We start from the raw sequence: 18755 nt of genomic DNA on the forward strand, positions 1-18755 counted from the left end.
TTGCCGGCGAAGCCCCGGACCGCTTGATGCGGGCCGGGGTTTCGCGTCTCAGGCGCGTTCGAGGTGTTCGACGATGCGTGCCCACAACCGATGGAAGAACTCTTCCTTCGTGAGGACTTGCACGCCACTTCCAAGGAAGCCGTCGAGCAACGAGAGGTCGAAGACTCTCAGCTTGGGCCCGCCGGACTGCGCGTCGAAGAACGGCTCAGCGTTGGCGATCATGCTTCCAGAAGAACCGCTCCACCCGCCGGCCGGACTGAAGATCAGCTGCCCGTCGTAGTGCCCGCCACCCTTGACGATGTCAAGCGAGTACGCCGTCTGACCAGCACGTTCGATCCGAATCTTCAGGCGATCGCCTTCAACCCTCACCAGCGCGGGAAACCCAGCCGATTCGAGATCCTGCTGGCCGGACACCGGACCATCGTACGACCGCTGGTCCGCACCACCAGGGGGCGACACGGACCAGCGGCGTTTCCTGCGTCTAGTTGAGCTCGTCCGGGTTCGGCCCGATCCGACCACCCCGGTCCAGAGTGGACAGAGCCTCCACCTCGGCGTCCGGCAGCTCGAAGTCGAACACGTCGATGTTCTCCTGGATCCGCGACGGCGTCACGGACTTCGGGATCACGACGTTGCCGATCTGCAGGTGCCAGCGCAGCACGACCTGGGCCGCGGACTTGCCGTGTGCCAGGGCGATCTTCTGCACGACCGGGTCGGTGAGCAGCTCGCCGCCCTGGCCGAGCGGCGACCAGGCCTCGGTCTGGATGCCGTGCTCGGCGTTGAACGCGCGCACGTCGGCCTGCTGGAAGTACGGGTGCAGCTCGATCTGGTTGACGGCCGGGGCGACGCCGGTCTCGTCGATCAGCCGCCGCAGGTGCTCCGGCTGGAAGTTGGAGACGCCGATCGCGCGGACGCGGCCCTCCTTCTGCAGCTCCACGAACGCCTTCCAGGTGTCGACGTAGTTGTCGCGCGCCGGGGTCGGCCAGTGGATGAGGTAGAGGTCGAGCACGTCGAGGCCGAGCTTCTGCAACGACGCGTCGAACGCGCGCTTCGTCGCGTCGTAGCCGTGGTCGTCGTTCCACAGCTTGGTGGTGACGAAGATGTCGTCGCGGTCCACACCGGACTGCGCGATGGCCGCGCCGGTGCCTGCCTCGTTGCCGTAGGCGGCGGCCGTGTCGATGCTGCGGTAGCCGGCCTTCAGCGCCTCCGCGACGGCCGGGGTGGCCTCCGCGTCGGGCACCTGCCAGACGCCGAAGCCGAGCTGGGGCATGACAACGCCGTTGTTGAGCTTCACGGTGTTCAAGAGGAAGTCCTTACGTTGTTACGGAATCAGCGTCGGTGCGGTGCCGCCGTCGACGCGCAACGCGGCTCCGGTCGTCGCGGACGACAGGTCCGACGCGACGTAGGTGATGAGGTTCGCGACCTCGTGGGGGCGGATCAGGCGGCCCAGCAGCAACGTGGGGCGTTCGGTGCGGACGAACTCGGCCTCGCCGCCGTCGCCGACGCGCTCGCGGATGAACTCCTCGACGCCGGGCGTGAGGGTCGGGCCGGGCAGCACCGAGTTCACGGTGACGCCGGTGCCCTTGACCTCCTGCGCCATGCCGCGCGACAACGCCAGCTGCGCGGTCTTCGTCATGCCGTAGTGCACCATCTCGGTCGGCGTGAAGACGCCGGACTCGCTGCTGACGAAGATCACTCGGCCCCAGCCGCGCTCGACCATGCGGGGCGTGTAGTGCCGGGCGAGGCGGACGCCGGACATGATGTTGGTGTCGAAGTAGCGCTGCCACTCGGCGTCGTCGACCTCGAACACCGGCTTCGCGCCGTAGATGCCCAGGTTGTTGACCAGGACGTCCACGTCGGGCACCTGGTCCACCAGCAGGGCCGCGCCCTCGGCGGTCGCGAGGTCCGTCGCGACGCCGCGCACGTCACCGTTGCCGCTGAGCTTGCCGACCGCCTCGGCCACGCGCTCCTCGGTGCGGCCGGTGATGACGACGGCGGCACCCGCCTTGAGCAGGCCTTCCGCCGTCGCGAACCCGATGCCGGCGGTGGAGCCCGTCACAAGTGCCGTGCGTCCCGACAGATCCATGTCTCTCCCCGGTAGACTTGTTGAAGACGATTACGAGCGTACGCAATAGTTGCACACGCTGTCTATTCGAGAAGGGTTGACCTATGTCACTGGACGACGACGCCGTCCAGGCGCGCGCACAGGGCTGGCGCACGCTCGCGGCGTTGCACGCGCGCATCGAGGACCGGCTGGAGCGCGCGCTGCAGAAGGGCCACGAGCTGTCGGTCAGCGAGTACACCGTTCTGGACGTCCTCAACCGCCAGGACGGGTTCCACCTTCGGATGAACCAGCTCTCCAACGCCGTGGTGCTCAGCCAGTCGGCCACGACGCGCCTGGTCACGCGCCTGGAGGACCGCGGGCTGCTCGCGCGCTACCTCTGCCCCACCGACCGGCGCGGCATCTACACCGAGGTCACCGACAAGGGCCACGAACTGCTCGCGCTCGCCCGGCCCACGCACGACGAGGTGCTGACCGAGTCGCTGTCGGAGGCCGGGGACGTCCCGGAGCTCAAGCCACTCGTTGAGGCGCTCGCCAAGCTCTAGCCGTTCGAGCAAGATCGCGCGCATGGATCTCCACGCCCTGATCCGCGCCGAGGCGCCGTTGGCCGAGCAGCAGCGCGCCCTCACCGAACCGGTGCTGACCGCGCTCGTCGACCACGGCGTGCACCGCATGATCGCCCCGAAGCGCTACGGCGGCGCCGAGCTCGGCCTGCCCGAGTGGAGCCGGGAGCTCCAGGAGCTGTCGCGCGCGGACGCCTCGACCGGCTGGACCGCGATGACGACCACCTGCTCGTCGTCGCTGGCCTGGTACCTGCCCACCGACGCCGCCGACGAGGTGTTCGGCGACCCGCGCGCGTTGATCGCGGGCACTGCGGCGCCGTTGGGGAAGGCCGTGGAGGCCGACGGCGGCTACCGCGTGACCGGCCGTTGGGGCTGGGGCAGCGGCGTCTCGTACTCCTCGTGGGTCATCGGTGGCGCGATCACGCCCGTTGGCCCTCGTCTGGCCGTGTATCCGCGTGAGGACGTGACGATCCACGACACGTGGCACGCCGCCGGCCTGCGCGCCACCAGTTCGCACGAGTTCTCCGTCTCGGACGCCTTCCTGCCCGCCCGCCGCGCGGTGTGGCCGATCGGCATCACGCCGGGCATCGAGGGACCGGTCACGGTGTTCCCCTACTTCAGCTTCCTGGCCGTGGGCGTCGCGTCCGTGTGCCTCGGTGTCGCCCGCCGCGCGATCGACGAGATCGAGGCGCTGGCCGTCGAGAAGGTCCCGCAGTACGCGAAGTCCCGGCTCGCCGAGCAGACCGGCGTGCAGATCGAGCTCGCGCGGGTGGAGGCGCGGTTGTCATCGGCGGCGGCGTTCCTGCACGAGACGTTGAGCACGGCCTGGGTCCACGCCGTGAACGGCGAGCAGGCTCCGGACCCGGTGAAGGCACGGCTGCGGCTGGCCTGTTCGTTCGCGGCGGGCGAGGCGACGGACGTGACGCAGAAGGCGTTCGCGGCGGGTGGCGGCAGCTCGGTGTTCGAGTCGTCGGCGTTGCAGCGCTGCCTGCGGGACGCGCACGTCGCCGCGCAGCACACGGTCGTGTCGCGCCGGATGCTGGAGACGTACTCGATGCTCAAGCTGGGCCTGAGCCCCGACATGACGAGGTTCTGATGGACGCGCTCGAAGCGATCATGACCACGCGGGCGATCCGCCGGTTCACCGAGGAGCCGGTCGCCGAGGACGACGTGTGGACGTGCCTGCGCGCGGCCCAGCAGGGACCGTCGGGCGGCAACGTCCAGCCCACGCGCTACCTGGTGATCACGGACGCCGGCGTGCGCGCGGAGGTGGGCAGGCTGTACCGCAGCGCGTTCACGCGGTACTCCGAGATGGCGCCCGAGCGCACCGACGAGACCGGCCTGCGCATCAACCGGTCCGCGAACCACCTCGCCGACACCCTCGCGTCCGTGCCCGTGATCGTGTTCTTCCTCATGCCCCGCCTGCCTTCGCTGGTGGCGGGCATCGACATCGGACCGGTGCACGCGTCGGTCTACCCGGCCGTGCAGAACTTCTGCGTGGCGGCGCGCGCGTTGGGGCTCGGCACCACGCTGACCACGGTGATCCGGGTGCACCACGCCGAGGCGTTGGAGCTGCTGGGCGTGCCGGACAAGTGGGAGATCGCGGCGATGGTGCCGCTCGGGCACCCCGCGGAGAAGTTCTCCGTGGCCGTGCGCAGGGACGTGTCAAAGCTGACGTCGTTCAACCACTGGAGCTAGGGTGCGGGCATGCCCGACACGCAGTACGAAGACCTGCTCCGCCACGTCCTGAAAGAGGGCGTGCGCAAGGAGGACCGCACCGGCACCGGCACGCGGTCGATCTTCGGCCACCAGCTGCGCTACCCGCTCGCCGCGGGCTTCCCGCTGATCACGACGAAGAAGGTCCACTTCAAGTCGATCGCGTACGAGCTGCTGTGGTTCCTGCGCGGAGACAGCAACGTGAAGTGGTTGCGGGACCACGGAGTGTCCATCTGGGACGAGTGGGCCTCCCCCGAGGGCGAGCTCGGCCCGGTCTACGGCGTGCAGTGGCGCTCGTGGCCCACCCCGGACGGCGGGCACGTCGACCAGATCGCCGAGGTCCTGAAGACGTTGAGGACGAACCCGGACTCGCGCCGGATCATCGTCTCCGCCTGGAACGTCGGCGAGATCGCGAACATGGCGCTGCCGCCGTGCCACGCGTTCTTCCAGTTCTACGTCGCCGACGGCAAGCTGTCCTGCCAGCTCTACCAGCGCAGCGCGGACCTGTTCCTCGGCGTGCCGTTCAACATCGCCTCCTACGCGCTGCTGACGCACATGATCGCCGCGCAGACCGGCCTCGGCGTCGGCGACTTCATCTGGACCGGCGGCGACTGCCACATCTACGACAACCACGTCGAGCAGGTCGAACTGCAGCTCAGCCGTGACGCGCGGGAGTTCCCGGAGCTGAAGATGGCCGACGCCGGCTCCCTGTTCGACTACGCCTACGAGGACTTCACGATCGAGGGCTACGACCCGCACCCCGGCATCAAGGCGCCGGTGGCGGTGTGATCGGCCTGATCTGGGCGCAGGCCGCGAACGGCGTGATCGGCCGCGACAACGCCATCCCGTGGCACGTCCCCGAGGACATGAAACACTTCCGCGAGATCACGGCGGGCGCGGCCGTCCTCATGGGACGCCGCACCTGGGAGTCGCTGCCGCCGCGCTTCCGCCCGTTGCCCGGACGCCGCAACCTGGTGCTGTCGCGCACGCCCCAGGACGGCGTGGAGACGTTCGACAGCCTGGAGAAGGCGCTCGCGGACGTCACCGGTGACCTGTGGGTGATCGGCGGGTCGGCGGTGTACGCGGCGACGCTGCCGTTCGCCGACCGCGTCGAGATGACCGAGATCCGCGAGTCGTTCGAGGGGGACACGGTCGCGCCGGCCGTCGACCGCGAGCCTGTTCGCGTCGGTGAGTGGCTGGAGTCGAGCAGCGGCCTGCACTACCGGTTCGTCACGTACTGAGAATCGACAGCCCAGACTGTTCAGTCTAGGCTGTCTATCATGACCGACCCCGCCTCCCTCCTCCAACGGCTGCGCGTCCTCGTCGGGCGGCTGCGCCGGAAGCTGCAGGACGAGTCGTCGGTGGACGAGCTGAGCGCACCGCAGGCGTCCGCGCTGGCCAGGCTGCTGCTGATGGACGAGCCGTCGACCGCCAGCCAGCTCGCGGGCGCCGAACGCGTGAAGCCCCAGTCCATGGCCAAGACGCTGACCTCGCTGCACGAGCAGGGCCTCATCCGGCGCGCGGCCGACCCGAACGACGGGCGGCGCCAGCTGATCACGCTCACCGACGAGGGCCGCGCGGCCGCCCAGGGCGCGCGGGCCGCCCGCAACGAGCGGCTGACCGAGTTGATCGCGCAGCGGTTCACCGAGTCCGAGCGGCAGGTGATCGCCGAGGCGCTCACGCTGCTGGAACGCGTGGTGGACGAATGACGGCCACCACCGGCTTCGACCGCCGCCTGATCACGCCCCTGGTCGCCGGGGCGGTGCTGAACCCGGTCAACACGACGATCCTGTCGGTCGCGCTGGTGCCGATCGGAGCGTCGTTCGGCGAACCGCCCTCGGCGACGGCGTGGCTGATCACCTCGCTGTACGTGGCCACGGCGATCGGGCAGCCGGTGGCGGGCCGCCTGATCGACACCTACGGGCCGCGCAGGCTGTTCCTCCCGGCGACCGCGCTCGTCGGGGTCGCCGGTGTGCTCGGCACCTTCGCGCCGAACCTGGCCGTGCTCGTCGTGGCACGGGTGCTGCTCGGCCTCGGCACGTGCGCCGGCTACCCCGCGGCGATGCGCCTGCTGCGCGACGAGGCCGACCGCACGGGCGACGACAGCCCCGGCGGTGTCCTCACGATCCTCGCGATCTCCACCCAGACCGTCTCCGTGCTCGGCCCGCCGCTCGGCGGACTGCTGGTCGACTTCGGCGGCTGGCGCACGACGCTCGCGATCAACGTGCCGTTCGCCCTGGCCGCGTTCGTGCTGGGGTGGCGCTACTTCCCCCGGTCACGGCCCGAGTCGCGGGAACGCGGGCGGGTGTTCGGCCTCGGCGGCCTGAACACGCCGCTGATGATCACCTACGTCCGCGCGCTGCTCGCGTACCTCGTGTCGTACAGCTTCATCTTCGGCTTCACGCAGTGGTTGCAGGCGGAACGCGGGTTCACCGCGGGCCAGGCGGGTCTGGTGATACTCCCGGTGTTCGGCGTCGGCGTCGCCGTGTCCGCGCTCACCGGACGCACGGAAGCGTTGCGCGGCAAGCTGATCGTCGCGGCGGTCGGCCAGGTCGCGGTCTGCGCGCTGCTGCTCGCGCTGGGGACGTCGAGTCCGCTGTGGATACTTCTGGCGGTGACGGTGCTGAGCGGCGTTCCGCAGGGCCTCACCAGCCTGGCGCTGCAGAACGCCGTGTACCGGCAGGCCGATCCCGCCTCCGTCGGCGCGTCGGCTGGCCTGCTGCGCACGTTCGGCTACCTCGGTGCCATCGTGTCGGCCGTCGTGCTGGGACTTGTGTTCGGTGACACCGTCGACACGCGCGGCCTGCACGAGATGGCGGTGTTCCTCGTCGTCACGAGCCTCGTGTTCCTGCTCGTCAACGTCTTCGACCGCACCTTGAAGACGACTCGCTAGCCAAGCTCCACCGCCCAGACCCGGACCACGTGCTCCTGCTCCTCGGCGTCTTCGGGCTCCCGCAGGTCCTGCCACAGGACCACTCCGCCGGGGTCACGGAGAAATCCGCCCACAACGGAGTCCAACGCCGCCGAGGAGTCCACGCGGGCGCCGAACGGCAACGCGTCACGTGACGACGACGTGGTCGAGCACCTCAGGTGGCCGGACCGCTCGTCGTGCCACACGTAGAACGTCGCGGTCCTTCCCATCGCCGACACCCGCTCGCCGAGCAGCCGGGCGGTCTCCTGGAAGGCGGCGACCACGTCCCCCGCCGAGGGCGACTCCCCTTCCGCGAGCCCGAGCATCCAGGTGTTCTCCCTGGACTGGGCTATCGGGTCCCCGTCGAGCAGCAGCGGCTCGCCCGCCACCTCGTGGATCCACGACACCAGCATCAGCGGCGCCGCGCCCGTGCGTGCCACGCCTCCACGATCAGTTCCTCCAGCTCCCCCACCTCGATGTGCTCCAGCCGCACCAGGATCGCCGGATACCCGTTGAAGTGCGGCGTCGTGAAGTACACCGAACAGTCGGAGGCCAGCAGCGCCTCCTTGGCCCCGAGGTCGGGCACCCGCGCGGCCAGGATCGGGCCGGAGGGAGCCGCCGCGCCCAGTGCCGACAGGTCGGTCTTGCGCAGCGGCCGTTCCCAGACGAACAGCTTGTCCTTGACCCGCCAGTCGACGACGCCCTCGCGCACCCGCTCCGTGACGTCGGGCATGGAGGTGGCGATCCTGTGCACGTCGTCCCAGGTGGCCATCACAAGCTCCTACAGGTGGTCCGGCGGACGCTGCTGCTCGGCGAGGAACCGTTCGAACTCGGCGCCCAGCTCGTCCGCGCTGGGGATGTCGGTGGTGCCGACAGTCTGGATGAACGCGTCGTACTGCCGCTCGAGCGCTTCCACTACCTGGGCGACCTCTTCGGAGTCGGCGACCTGGCGGTGGATCTCCGCGTCGGCGGCCTGGGCGGCCTCGACGAGCGAACCAATGGGCAGGGCCAGGCCCGAGGCGCGCGCCACGGCGTCCAGCAGCGTCACGGCGGCCGTCGGGTACTGGGACTGCGCTAGGTAGTGCGGCACCTGGGCGGCGAAGCCCATCGCGTCGTGGCCTGCCTGGCCCAGGCGGAACTCCAGCAGGCCCGACACGTTGCCCGGCACCTGCACGCGGTTGAAGAACGGCTGGTACTCGCTCACCAGCTCAGGGCGCGTGGCGTGCCCGATGACGTTCAACGGCCGTGTGTGCGGCACGCCCATGGGGATGCCGTGGAAGCCCACGGTCAGACGCACGCCCCAGCGGTCGATGAGTGAGCGCACGGCCTGGATGAACGCCTCCCAGCCGCGGTCCGGCTCGGGGCCGGTGAGCAGCAGGAACGGGTGTCCGGCGCTGTCCCACAGCAGGTGCACGACCAGTTCGGGGGCGGCGTAGTCCTCCCAGTGGTCGGTCGCGTAGGTCATCAGCGGGCGGCGCGAGCGGTAGTCGATCAGTCCGTCCACGTCGAACCGCGCGATGACACGGCTCTCCAGCGTCTCCAGCAGGTGCTCGGAGAGCAGGCGGCCCGCGGCGCCGGCGTCCATGAAGCCCTCGAAGTGGTGCAGCAGCACCGCACCCGTGAGGTCCGGCACCTCCGAGTCCACCTCGTACAGGTTCTCCGGGTCCACCGCGTGCCTCCTGATCAATAGCTCTCGTCTCGTCCAAGCCAACCACGTGGACACGGAACTGATTCCGCACGGGTCGATTAGCCCATACGGACCGTGTGTGCGCATCACCTCACGGGTACTCCTACGCGGTGGACAGGCGCTGGGTGATGCGTGGAGCAGTGTTCGCGGTCGTCGTCATTCTCCTCGGCGCGGCGGTGTTCGTCTTCGGCCAATTCAGGCCCATGGGTGACCAATCGATCGACCGCAGTCAACCCGCGATGCTCAAGTCCGTCCGGGACCTGAGCCAGTACCACGCGGCGGCGGGCGAGTTCCAGGTCGTGCTCGACATCGAGAACGACGTGAAGTGGGTGCCGGCGGCACTGGCCGGCGAACGCACGCTGTTCGTCGCGGCCGGGTCGGTCAACGCCTTCGTGGACTTCGGGACGCTCAAGGACGACGGGCTGGTCCTGTCGCCGGACGGCAAGACCGTCGAGCTGCGCGTGCCGAAGCCCCAGCTGGACAAGCCGAACCTGCACCACGACAGGTCGTACGTCTTCAGCCAGGAACGCGGCCTGATCAACGACCTGCAGGCGCTGGCTGGGCCTCCTGACCAGCAGAAGTTCTACGTCGCGGCGGAGGCCAAGCTCGCGGAGGCCGCGAAGCAGTCCGAGTTGCTCAGGCGGGCAGAGGACAACACGCGCGTCATGCTCACCGGAATGCTGCAGGCGCTGGGACTTCAGGTGAAAGTCGTCGGCGACTGATCCGAACCTTTCGCACCGATCCTCCCGAACGTTCAGCGGTGACCCCATCGCTCCGGGATAGGATCCGTTGGTGGAAGACGATCTGATGGCCTGGGCGCCCGCGCAGGGTGCCGCGCAGGCGCCCGAGATCGCGTTGCCCGGCTACAGCGCCTTCCGCGTGATCGCGCACGGTGGTGAGGGCACGATCTACCGCGCCCGTCAGGACGGTCTCGGCCGCGACGTCGCGGTCAAGGTCCTGCAGGTGACGGACCCGGCCACGGTGGCGCGGTTCCGGCGCGAGCTCGCGATCACCGTCGAACTGGGGCGCCAGCACCCGCACATCGTCACGGTGCTCGACACCGGCACGCTGCCGGACGGCCGCCCGAGCATCGTCATGGAGTTCTACGAGCGGGGCTCGCTGCACGACCGGTTGCGCGCCATGGGCCCGTTGCCCGTGCAGGACGTGGTGGCGGCGGGCATCGCGGTGGCGGACGCGCTGGCGTTCGCGCACGGCCAGGGCATCCTGCACCGCGACGTGAAGCCGCAGAACGTCCTGGTGCTCCCGACTTCGTACGTGCTGGCCGACTTCGGCATCGCCCGCGGCGCCGACGCGGGACATTCCGCGTCACTGCAGATGGTCAGCTACCGGCACGCGGCACCGCAGATGCTGGAGGGCGGCACGCCGTCGTTCGCCGACGACGTCTGGTCGCTCGGCTCGACGCTGTTCACGTTGCTGGAGGGCAAACCCCCGTTCGCCTCGGACAACCCGGACGAGGACACGCTGCTGTCCTACGTCGGCCGGGTCAGCACCGGCGAACCCCGCGCGCTCACCCGGTTCGACGTGCCGGCGTGGCTCGTCGCCGTGATCAGCCGCTGCCTGCGCAAGGACCGGGCCGAGCGCTTCGGTTCGGCACTGGAACTGCGGGACGCGCTGATGGCGGCGAACGCGGGCACCGCGCTGTCCTCTGTGGACCCCGACGCGACGTCGATGCTGGGCGAACGCCCCGAGTTCTACCCCGAGGGCCCGACCGAGGCGCCGGGGTTCGGCCCGCGCGGGTTCAAGCCGGAAGCGGCACCGGAACCCGAACCTGAGCCCGAACGCGACGACTCCTGGCAGAGTCGTCTCGAAGACCTGACCTACCGGCAGCACGACTTCGTCCCGCCGCCTCCTCCTCCGCGCCCGCAGCCGGTCGCGGTGCTACCGACGGTGGACCTGCCTCCCGTCGAGCCGATGACGGGGCCGGTCCGCAAGAGCAAACGCGGTGCGGTGCTCGCGTTGCTGGCCGTGATCGCGGTGACGGGCGGGCTCGCCGCGGGCATCTTCCTCAACCGCGGCGGCGAGGGCCAGCAGGCCCAACCCCCTGTGACGACAACGACACTGCCCGTGCCGACGTCCGATTCGGCGGACGCTGGACCAACGCCGAACAGCGACCCGCGGTTCGTCCCCGTGCTCAAGCGCGCCGAGTACAAGGGCAGGGCGATCGAGCTGGAGTGGACCGACCCGAGCGACGGCGACGCCCAGTTCGTGGTGGTCGACGTGACAGGCGAAAAGCCGTACGCGGTGGTCACGGTGACCGGTGGCGGCACCAAGCACGTCATCGAGGACGGTGGCGGCGACCGCCGTTGTTTCCAGATCGCGGCGATCGGCACCAACGGGGAGCGTGGCGGTTCCGCGAAGGTGTGCGCCAACAAGAACTGACGCAGCGCGTGAGGGCGCCGTCACCGAGGCGGTGCGCCTTCCACCGAACGAACTTGCGGTGCAAGAACTGGTCGGTTCGGGCCAGTGTTGTTGCGTCCGCACGGATTGGCGTACGGTCCCCCGGTGCAAAGCGCTCGTTATGCCGGCCCACCGATGTTCGCCCGTGGAGGAAAGCGCCGCACACTCGTGGCGTGGGCAGCGATTCCACTCGTCATCGGCATCGGGATCGGCGTGCTGATCGGCGGCAACCTCCAGCCGGACGCCCCCGAGAACACCGGCGCCACACCGACGACGTCCGCCGAGCCCGTTCAGCTGGACTACACCGACATGCCATGCGACCCGGGATCGTCCGTCCTCGTGCTGCACTCGCTGGAGGGTGCGATGCGGGCAGAGGACGTCAGGACGTTGCTGGACTACGAGACGATGTGGGTGCGGCACCGCGAGAACGCGAACCCCGCGCTGCGCGGCCAGAGCGCGTTCCTGAGCAGACGCGACGACGTCTGCTCGGCCATCGTCCCCAACGACACGAGGTTCACGCAGTTCGTGTGGCTCGGGCCGTTCCAGACGGACATCGCGCCGTCGCTGTGCGAGGCGTTGCTCAAGGTCACGGGCAAGAACTGCATCCCGGCCCAGGTCGTGCGCTGATCCGTCAGCGGCGGAACAACGGTCTCGGGTCGACCGCCCACACGATTCTGCGCCACCAGGAAGCCTTGCGCCGCACCGCTTTCTTCACCTGACGGGCGAGTCGCCAGCTGTTCTCGTGCTGGGTCGGCCGCGGCGCGAACGCGGCCTGGTCGACCATGACCGCGAGCTGCGCGCCCGCCTCTCCCCACTCGCGCGCGACGTCCGGCACGGTGCGGCTCGGTCTCGGCCTGAGTCCCGCGAGCTGCAACGAGTCGAGCACCTCGTTCCACGCGCCGACCGGTCCCGCCGCCCTGAGTCTGAGGCGCCGCGACGTGCGTGCCGCGTAAAGCGCGACGAGCAGCAGCACGGGCGTGAACACCCAGAAGGGGAACGACTTCGCGGCCTCGGGCGCGGCGACCGCGTCGGGACTCACCGCCGTCGGCTGCACCAGCGGCGGCACCGACGCGAGCGAGGTCGGCGTCGGCTTCGCGGTGGTCGACGCGAGCCTGTTCAGCACCTCGCGCTTCGACGCGGCGCTCGGCCCGCTTCCGTTGCCGGACACGGGATCGAACGCGACCCAGCCCCACCCGCTGAAGTACACCTCCGGCCACGCGGTGGCGTCCGCGGCCCGCACGATCCGCTCACCGTTCTCCTCGGGCACCGGCTGGAACCCGACGACCACGCGCGTCGGCAACCCGACGGCCCGCGCGAGCACCGCGTAGGCCGACGCGAACTGCTCCGCCGTCCCCGCGCCCGCGCCGGACTCCCCCGCCGAGCCGAACAGGAACGTCTCCAGCCGCGCGTAGGACGACCCGACCGGCGCCTCGGCGTCCGGCCTTCGGCCCAGCCGCACGACCTGTTCCAGCGCGACGGCCTTCTCGTACGGCGTGCGCGCGTTCTGCGTAGCCTGCCGCGCGTACTCCGACAACGTGAACGGCAACCGCGGCAACGCCGTGTACTTCGTTGCCGTGGTGGGAACCTGCGCCTCGATGAGGTCGGTGTCCGCGGGCGTCTCGACGACGCCCCGGACGGTGTAGCTCAGCCCGGTTTTGAGCCCCTCCGCCACGACCAGCGACCCGGTGTCCGGGTCGACCATGGCGTTGCTCAAAGACACCGACTGCGGCTTCCCGACCCCCGGCAGCCACTCTCCCTGCAGCCCGGTGATCCGCAGGTCCACGCTGGCGTCCTGGAACTTCCCGCCGGTCGGCAGGTCCGGCGCGTCCACCACGCCGAGCGGCCCGTACGTCGAGGCCGCCTCCCACGACGCCCCCGAGTACCGGCTGAGCGTCACCAGCCGCACCGGCACCTCGGGCCCGCGCATCCGGAACAGCTCCGCCTCCCCCTGCGCCGCCCACGAGGCGAGCTGCGGCAACGGGTTCGAGATGGCGATGTCGGTGACCGGCGGCGTGACGAGCCTGCGCGGCTCGAAACCGTTGGTGGGCAGCACGAACGTGAGCAACGTGAGCGCGGCCATCGCCGTCGCGAGCACCGCGGGCGGCAGGACGGGCCCGCGCCGGTCGATGACCAGCCACCCCAGCGCGAGCAGCACCACCAACGTGAGCGCGATGAGCCCGTACCGGTCCGAGCGCCCCGTGGTGAGCAGCGCCGCCGACACGTACAGCGCCGCCGCCCCGAGCGCCGGCACGAACAGGGCCGTGCCGCGCCTGGTGACGGACAGCAGGGCGCCCATGGAGACACCGATGATCAGCAGCAGGCCGGGCACGAGCAGTTCGGGCGTCGCGGGTGCGGGGCGTGCCGCCGTGAGCAGCCTCGGCACGGTGTCCAGCAGCACCCACGCCGGGTCGCGGTTCGGGGAGGCGCCGCGGGCCAGGAAGAACCCGCCGGCCATCGCCAGGACCATGACGCCGAGGGCGGCCAGTCCGGCCGGGACGAAGCGTTTGAGGAGGACGGCCAGGAAACCGGTGACGGAGGCGAGTCCGAAGTAGAGGGTGGCGCCGTCCCAGGCCTGGGCCAGCTGGAGGGAGGCGACGAGGAGGAGGGCGGTGACCCAGGCGTACTTGAGGAGGGACGCGGTCGCCGCGCCGCCGCCGCTCGCGCTGCTGGGCCCGCTGCTGCTCGCGCGGTTTGGTTTGCTGCCGGGTGCGCTGCCGCCGCTCGCGCTGCTGGGTGCGCGGTTAGGTGCACCGCCGCGGTTTGGTTTGCTGCTGGGTGCGCTGCCACCGCTCGCGCTGCTGGGTGCGCGGTTGGGTGCGCTGCCGCCGCTCGCGCTGCTGGGTGCGCGGTTAGGTGCGCTGCCGCTCGCGCGGTTGGGTCCGCTGTTCGGAGTGCTGCCGCTCGCGCGGTTCGGCACGCCGCCGACACCACCACGGCTGTCTGCCGCGTCGCCGTCACCCACACCGCTCGCCCCACCACGGCCGCCACTCGCGTCGCCACCGCCGTTCCTGCGGCTCATCGCGCCACCACCGCGTTCCACGAGTCGACCAGGTCCTCGGCGCGCTCACCGCTGAGCACCAGCACCGTGCCCGCCGCGCTCACCGGCCGCTGCTCGTCCACCACGAGCACCGTGCCGAACGCCGCCCTGCCCGCCTCCAGCACCAGCGCCGGGACCGTCGTCCCGCTCACCACGGCGACCACGTCCAGGTCGCGCACCGGCACCGTCGGGCGGCCGTCCACGTCCTGCAGTTCGAGGTCGGCCAGGGACGCCAGGATCGGCGCGGAGTCCTGCTGCTCCTCGATGTCGGTGCCGCCGGACGACGTCAGCAGGCGGACCGGGTGGCCCTGGTCCAGCGCCGAGGTGATGAGGGACGCCGCCACCTCCACGGCCTCCTCGAAGCGCTGGGCCTCGGCGTACGAGGTGGTGCTGTCGTCCAGCAGCACGGCCAGGTGCGGGCGGGCCGGGTCGGCGTCCTCGCGGATCATCAAGGTGCCGGTGCGGGCGGACGTCGCCCAGTGCAGGCGGCGCAGGTCGTCGCCCGGCACGTACTCGCGCAGGCCCACCAGGTCGGTGCCGCCCCGTTCGACTCGTTCGTCGGCGCCCACCTGGCCCCGGCGGGCTCCGGACGGGAGGCCTCGGACCGGGAGCACTCGGGGGACGACGCGCACCTGGACGACCTCGCCCAGCACGGTGCGGGCCTGCGCCAGGCCCGCGAGGCCCTTGCGGCGCAACGTCAGCGGGCCCACGTCGAACACGCCACGGCGTTCGGTCGGGATGGCGTAGTCGACGGCCTCCACCGCGCCCGGTGCCAGGAGCGGCACGTCCACGTCCATCGGGGAGCCCGCCACCATGTCGACCGCGTCGAGCGCCACCGGCCAGCGGCCCGTGGACGAGAGTTCCAGGCGGCCGTTGCAGCGCGCCAGGCGCGGCACGGTGCGGGGACGGACGGTGCGGGTGACGGACAGCGGTGACGCCACCAGCACGGAGACGGTCGAGGCGACGACCAGTGCGGTCAGCGCCAGGCCGAACGCCGCCATGCCCGCGTAACGCCACCACAGGCCGAACCCGAGCATCAGCAGGCCCAGCACCGTCACCCCGGTGCCGCGCACGGTGAGTCTCATTGCGCTGCTGGCTTGGGCACCGGCACGCGCGAGAGCACGTCGGCCAGCACCTCGGACGTCGTGACGCCCGACAGGACGCTCTCCCGCGTCAGCACCAGGCGGTGGGCCAGCACCGGCTCGGCGATGTCCTGGACGTCCTGCGGCACGACGAAGTGCCTGCCCTTCGACGCCGCGTACACCTGCGCGCACCGCACGAGCGTGCGCAGGCCACGGGTCGAGGTGCCCAGGCGCAGCCGGTCGTCGGACCGCGTGCCCGTGCCCAGCGCCGAGATGTACTGCAGGATCGGGTCGGCGACGTGCAGCAGCGCCAGGCGACCGCTGAACGAGCTGACCTCGCGCGGCGACGACACCGTGCGCACGTCGGCGATCCGGCCCGCGCCGCTGCCGGGACGCAGCACGTCCAGCTCGTCCTCCACCGACGGGTAGCCGATGGAGGTGCGCAGCATGAACCTGTCGAGCTGCGCCTCGGGCAGCCGGTACGTGCCGTCGAGGTCGATCGGGTTCTGCGTGGCCACCACGAGGAACGGGTCGGGCACCGTGTGCCCGATGCCGTCGATCGTGACGGTCCGCTCCTCCATGACCTCCAGCAACGCCGACTGCGTCTTGGCCGCCGCGCGGTTGATCTCGTCCGCCAGCACGATGTTCGCGAACACCGGGCCCGGCCGGAACCGGATCTGGCCCGTCTGCGGGTCGTAGACCGAGGTGCCCGTGACGTCGGACGGCAGCAGGTCGGGCGTGAACTGCACGCGCCGCGACACCCCGCCCAGCGCGCCGGCGACGGCACGCGCGAGCGTCGTCTTCCCCGTGCCGGGCACGTCCTCCAGCAGCACGTGGCCGCCCGCGAACATCGCCACCAGCACGAGGTCGATCACGTCGCGCTTGCCTCGCACGGCGCTCTCGACCGCGTCGCCGAGGCGGGTGTGCAGGTCGCGGAAGGCGGAGACCTCACCGGTGTCGATCACTTTTCCTCATCTCCACGACGAACACCGACGCGCAGCAGGAACGCGACCGCCAGCAGTCCCAGTCCACCCGCGCCCATCGGCGCGGTCCCGGCTCCGGCAGGCATCTGCTGGGGGATGCACGTCGGCTTGTTCGGCAGGCAGCCGTCACTCGTGTAGATCACGTTGCGGGCCGCCGAGTCGACCTGCCCCGCGCCGGACGCGGCGTAGGCGCGCACGACGATCGAGTTGCTGCCCTCCTCCACGTCGATCTGCGCCGTGGTGGCGTTGCAGGCGATGCCGACCGAGTAGCCCTGCGTCCTGTTCACGACCTCGCAGCGCCCGTTGTGGCTCGCCCAGTCCGCCGGCGGCGTCATGTTCACGGTGCGCCTCGGCACCATCCGGCCGCCGGTAATGCTGTTGATCACCACGGCACCCGCGGTCGGCAGCGACGGCGGAGGCGGAGGTGGCGGCGGAGGCGTCGTCGTGGTCGTCACCGGCGGCGGGGGTGGCGGCGGAGGAGGCGTGGTCGTGGTCGTCACCGGCGGAGGCGGCGGCGGGTTGTTCGGCGCGGACACCGTGAAGGCGGCCATGCCCGCGGCACCGGCCGTCGTCGCCGTCGAGCCGCGCACCGTCACGTCGAGCCTGCCGCCGGAGCAGAACGTGGTGCCCGTGCACGGCACCGTCAGGTCGGCGGACGTAGCGGCGGTCTGCGCCGACACCGAGCCACCGGAGAACGAGCCGGAGCCCGACACCGTGTAGCCCACGATCGGATCGGCGGACGTGGCCGCGTTCCAGCTCACCGTCACGACGAGCGCCGACGAGCTGCGCGACTTCTCCCGCACCGACACCCCGGCGGGCGCGCCGGGAGCGGTGCCCCCTGCCGACGGTGGCGTGGAGGGAACCGACGGAGGCGTGGACACCTCGGTCGTCGGGTTGTTGTTCGTGCCGTTGCCGGGGTTGCGCGGCGGCTTGGTCGGCTCGTTCGGGTTCGGCGGCGGAGGCGGCGGCACGGACGGCGGCGGCGAGCGGTCCGGGTCCTTCACCGGGAGCTCGGGGCTGCGGATCGTCATCGTGCGCGTGGCGCCGTCCGGGTCGATCAGCACACCCGTGGACGAGCCCGGCACGTTCACGAACAACCGGCCGTCGTCGAAGATCAGCTCGGGGTCGGCCCCGCCGGACGTGCGCACGTCGTCGCCACCGCGGTTGCCGCCGCGGTCGAGGATGATGACCTTGCCGGATCCCTTGCAGGGCACGTAGACCTTGTCGCGGAACACCGCGGGACGGCCGGGGTTCGGGCACCCCATGGCGCCCACGTCGACCCGCAGCACGTCACGGCCGACGACCAGCACCACGACCGAGGACGACGGCACGGAGGCCGGCACCAGGCCGAGCGGCGAGGTCTGCGCGGCGATCACCTCGGCGTCCGAGCGGTCCGTCGACGAGTCGACGTCCTCACCCGTGCCGTCGCGCACGACGACACCGCCGTCGAGACCGATCAGCGTCACGCCCTGGTCGTGCGGCACGAGAACGGTGCGCGGCCCGGCTCCTGTGACCTGGCGCTGCGACCGCTCCTGGAACTTCTCCTCGTCGTCGGACCAGTCGAGCGACCTCAGCGTGCCGCCGTGGTCGACCAGCCACAGCACGCCGCGCTCGTCCACGACGGCGTCGGCCAGCGGCTGCCCCGCCTGCCACGGCTGCCCGATGTCGGCCAGCGTCAGGGGGTCCGCGGTGTGCACGGCACCGGAGGCGCGGTCGACGACGAACACCAGTCCGTTCGCCACCAGCACCTTGCTCGTCGCACCGGGTGGCGCCTGACGGCGGCCCGACGCGAGCAGCGTGGCCAGGTCGATCACGGTGATCTCGCCGGTGCGCCGGTTCAGGACGATCAGCCTGCCGTCCTCCTGCGCGATCTCCAGCTGCGAGTCCGGCCCGCTGATCTGCAGGCGCGTCTGCGGCTTGCCCGACACCGGGTTGACCTGCACGACCTCACCGCGCTGGTCGTCGCCCAGCCAGGTGAGCCCGTCCGACACCGCGACCGACGTCCGGGAGATTCCCTGCCCGAGCGCGGCGCCCGCGAGCACCAGCACACCCAGCAGTGCCGCGACGAAACTCGCCGACTCCCGCCCTCCACCGGAGATAATGCGTCTGATCCGGTGCCACCAAGACATAACGCGCCCCTCCCTCGCCCGCCGGGGATGCTAACCCGCAGCTCTGACAACTTCGGACGGCGCATGGTTCCCGGTTCGTCCGGTCCACCGACTGGCAGACATCAGGAACGGTAATCCGGAGGTCTGACAGTTTTGAAAACCGAATGGCGTTACGCCGAACCGACCAACGT

20 protein-coding genes are annotated in these 18755 nt (G+C 70.9%); 10 read left to right on the forward strand and 10 right to left on the reverse strand.

From position 1 onward, the window contains the following. Positions 1–48 precede the first annotated feature (48 nt). The 3 genes from ACFWN2_RS15970 to ACFWN2_RS15980 form a co-directional block, all read right to left on the reverse strand. Positions 49–414, reverse strand: coding sequence for a hypothetical protein (locus ACFWN2_RS15970; RefSeq protein WP_382428162.1), 366 nt, complete (start codon positions 412–414; stop codon positions 49–51). A 67-nt stretch (positions 415–481) separates the two neighbouring features. Continuing rightward, complete coding sequence (locus tag ACFWN2_RS15975; protein ID WP_382428735.1) at positions 482–1267, reverse strand: aldo/keto reductase; 786 nt, start codon at positions 1265–1267, stop codon at positions 482–484. A gap of 51 nt (positions 1268–1318) precedes the next feature. After that, positions 1319–2083, reverse strand: coding sequence for an SDR family NAD(P)-dependent oxidoreductase (locus ACFWN2_RS15980; RefSeq protein WP_382428164.1), 765 nt, complete (start codon positions 2081–2083; stop codon positions 1319–1321). Positions 2084–2166: 83 nt separating this feature from the next. Between ACFWN2_RS15980 and ACFWN2_RS15985 the strand changes: the two genes are divergently transcribed. The 7 genes from ACFWN2_RS15985 to ACFWN2_RS16015 are packed head-to-tail and all read left to right on the forward strand — an operon-like array spanning position 2167 to position 7231. After that, complete coding sequence (locus ACFWN2_RS15985; protein WP_382428168.1) at positions 2167–2604, forward strand: MarR family winged helix-turn-helix transcriptional regulator; 438 nt, start codon at positions 2167–2169, stop codon at positions 2602–2604. Between the two features lie 22 nt (positions 2605–2626). Then, complete coding sequence (locus tag ACFWN2_RS15990; RefSeq protein WP_382428170.1) at positions 2627–3718, forward strand: acyl-CoA dehydrogenase family protein; 1092 nt, start codon at positions 2627–2629, stop codon at positions 3716–3718. After that, complete coding sequence (locus ACFWN2_RS15995; protein ID WP_382428172.1) at positions 3718–4320, forward strand: nitroreductase family protein; 603 nt, start codon at positions 3718–3720, stop codon at positions 4318–4320. The genes ACFWN2_RS15990 and ACFWN2_RS15995 overlap by 1 nt, the downstream gene beginning before the upstream one ends. Positions 4321–4329: 9 nt before the next feature. Beyond that, on the forward strand, positions 4330–5127 hold the full coding sequence (locus tag ACFWN2_RS16000; protein ID WP_382428174.1) for a thymidylate synthase: 798 nt from the start codon (positions 4330–4332) through the stop codon (positions 5125–5127). After that, positions 5124–5579: a dihydrofolate reductase gene (locus ACFWN2_RS16005; protein WP_382428175.1), complete on the forward strand. Its 456-nt coding sequence runs from the start codon at positions 5124–5126 to the stop codon at positions 5577–5579. The genes ACFWN2_RS16000 and ACFWN2_RS16005 overlap by 4 nt, the downstream gene beginning before the upstream one ends. 39 nt (positions 5580–5618) lie before the next feature. Beyond that, positions 5619–6047, forward strand: coding sequence for a MarR family winged helix-turn-helix transcriptional regulator (locus ACFWN2_RS16010; RefSeq protein ID WP_382428176.1), 429 nt, complete (start codon positions 5619–5621; stop codon positions 6045–6047). Further along, the gene (locus ACFWN2_RS16015) at positions 6044–7231 is read left to right on the forward strand and encodes an MFS transporter (RefSeq protein ID WP_382428178.1); all 1188 of its coding nucleotides are present in this window, start codon (positions 6044–6046) and stop codon (positions 7229–7231) included. The genes ACFWN2_RS16010 and ACFWN2_RS16015 overlap by 4 nt, the downstream gene beginning before the upstream one ends. Here ACFWN2_RS16015 and ACFWN2_RS16020 read toward each other — a convergent pair. The 3 genes from ACFWN2_RS16020 to ACFWN2_RS16030 are packed head-to-tail and all read right to left on the reverse strand — an operon-like array spanning position 7228 to position 8918. Continuing rightward, a complete protein-coding gene (locus tag ACFWN2_RS16020) occupies positions 7228–7689 on the reverse strand; it encodes a hypothetical protein (RefSeq protein ID WP_382428179.1) in 462 nt (153 codons plus the stop codon). The genes ACFWN2_RS16015 and ACFWN2_RS16020 overlap by 4 nt on opposite strands. After that, on the reverse strand, positions 7662–8021 hold the full coding sequence (locus ACFWN2_RS16025; protein WP_382428181.1) for an MmcQ/YjbR family DNA-binding protein: 360 nt from the start codon (positions 8019–8021) through the stop codon (positions 7662–7664). The genes ACFWN2_RS16020 and ACFWN2_RS16025 overlap by 28 nt, the downstream gene beginning before the upstream one ends. Positions 8022–8030: 9 nt before the next feature. After that, positions 8031–8918 (reverse strand): proteasome assembly chaperone family protein, encoded by an 888-nt coding sequence (locus ACFWN2_RS16030; RefSeq protein WP_382428183.1) that lies wholly within the window; start codon positions 8916–8918, stop codon positions 8031–8033. A 257-nt stretch (positions 8919–9175) separates the two neighbouring features. Between ACFWN2_RS16030 and ACFWN2_RS16035 the strand changes: the two genes are divergently transcribed. From ACFWN2_RS16035 to ACFWN2_RS16045, 3 genes are all read left to right on the forward strand, one after another. Next, positions 9176–9658 carry a DUF4230 domain-containing protein gene (locus tag ACFWN2_RS16035; protein ID WP_382428185.1) on the forward strand — a complete coding sequence of 161 codons (483 nt, stop codon included), beginning with the start codon at positions 9176–9178 and terminating at the stop codon, positions 9656–9658. Positions 9659–9728: 70 nt separating this feature from the next. Then, complete coding sequence (locus ACFWN2_RS16040; RefSeq protein WP_382428187.1) at positions 9729–11336, forward strand: serine/threonine-protein kinase; 1608 nt, start codon at positions 9729–9731, stop codon at positions 11334–11336. A gap of 186 nt (positions 11337–11522) precedes the next feature. Continuing rightward, positions 11523–11981: a hypothetical protein gene (locus tag ACFWN2_RS16045; RefSeq protein WP_382428188.1), complete on the forward strand. Its 459-nt coding sequence runs from the start codon at positions 11523–11525 to the stop codon at positions 11979–11981. A gap of 4 nt (positions 11982–11985) precedes the next feature. Here ACFWN2_RS16045 and ACFWN2_RS16050 read toward each other — a convergent pair whose 3' ends face one another. Genes ACFWN2_RS16050 through ACFWN2_RS16065 form a run of 4 tightly spaced genes read right to left on the reverse strand, consistent with a single transcriptional unit; the run spans position 11986 to position 18585 of the window. Beyond that, positions 11986–14373, reverse strand: a complete 2388-nt coding sequence (locus tag ACFWN2_RS16050; protein WP_382428190.1) for a transglutaminase domain-containing protein — start codon at positions 14371–14373, stop codon at positions 11986–11988. Further along, on the reverse strand, positions 14370–15476 hold the full coding sequence (locus ACFWN2_RS16055; RefSeq protein WP_382428192.1) for a DUF58 domain-containing protein: 1107 nt from the start codon (positions 15474–15476) through the stop codon (positions 14370–14372). Before ACFWN2_RS16055 ends, ACFWN2_RS16050 begins: the two co-directional genes overlap by 4 nt. Continuing rightward, positions 15473–16438 (reverse strand): AAA family ATPase, encoded by a 966-nt coding sequence (locus tag ACFWN2_RS16060; RefSeq protein WP_382428194.1) that lies wholly within the window; start codon positions 16436–16438, stop codon positions 15473–15475. Before ACFWN2_RS16060 ends, ACFWN2_RS16055 begins: the two co-directional genes overlap by 4 nt. Then, entirely contained in the window at positions 16435–18585 is a 2151-nt protein-coding gene (locus tag ACFWN2_RS16065; RefSeq protein ID WP_382428196.1) for a hypothetical protein, read from the reverse strand. Before ACFWN2_RS16065 ends, ACFWN2_RS16060 begins: the two co-directional genes overlap by 4 nt. Between the last annotated feature and the right edge of the window lie 170 nt (positions 18586–18755).

This window comes from Lentzea sp. NPDC058436 (assembly GCF_042721515.1).
GTDB lineage: Bacteria > Actinomycetota > Actinomycetes > Mycobacteriales > Pseudonocardiaceae > Lentzea.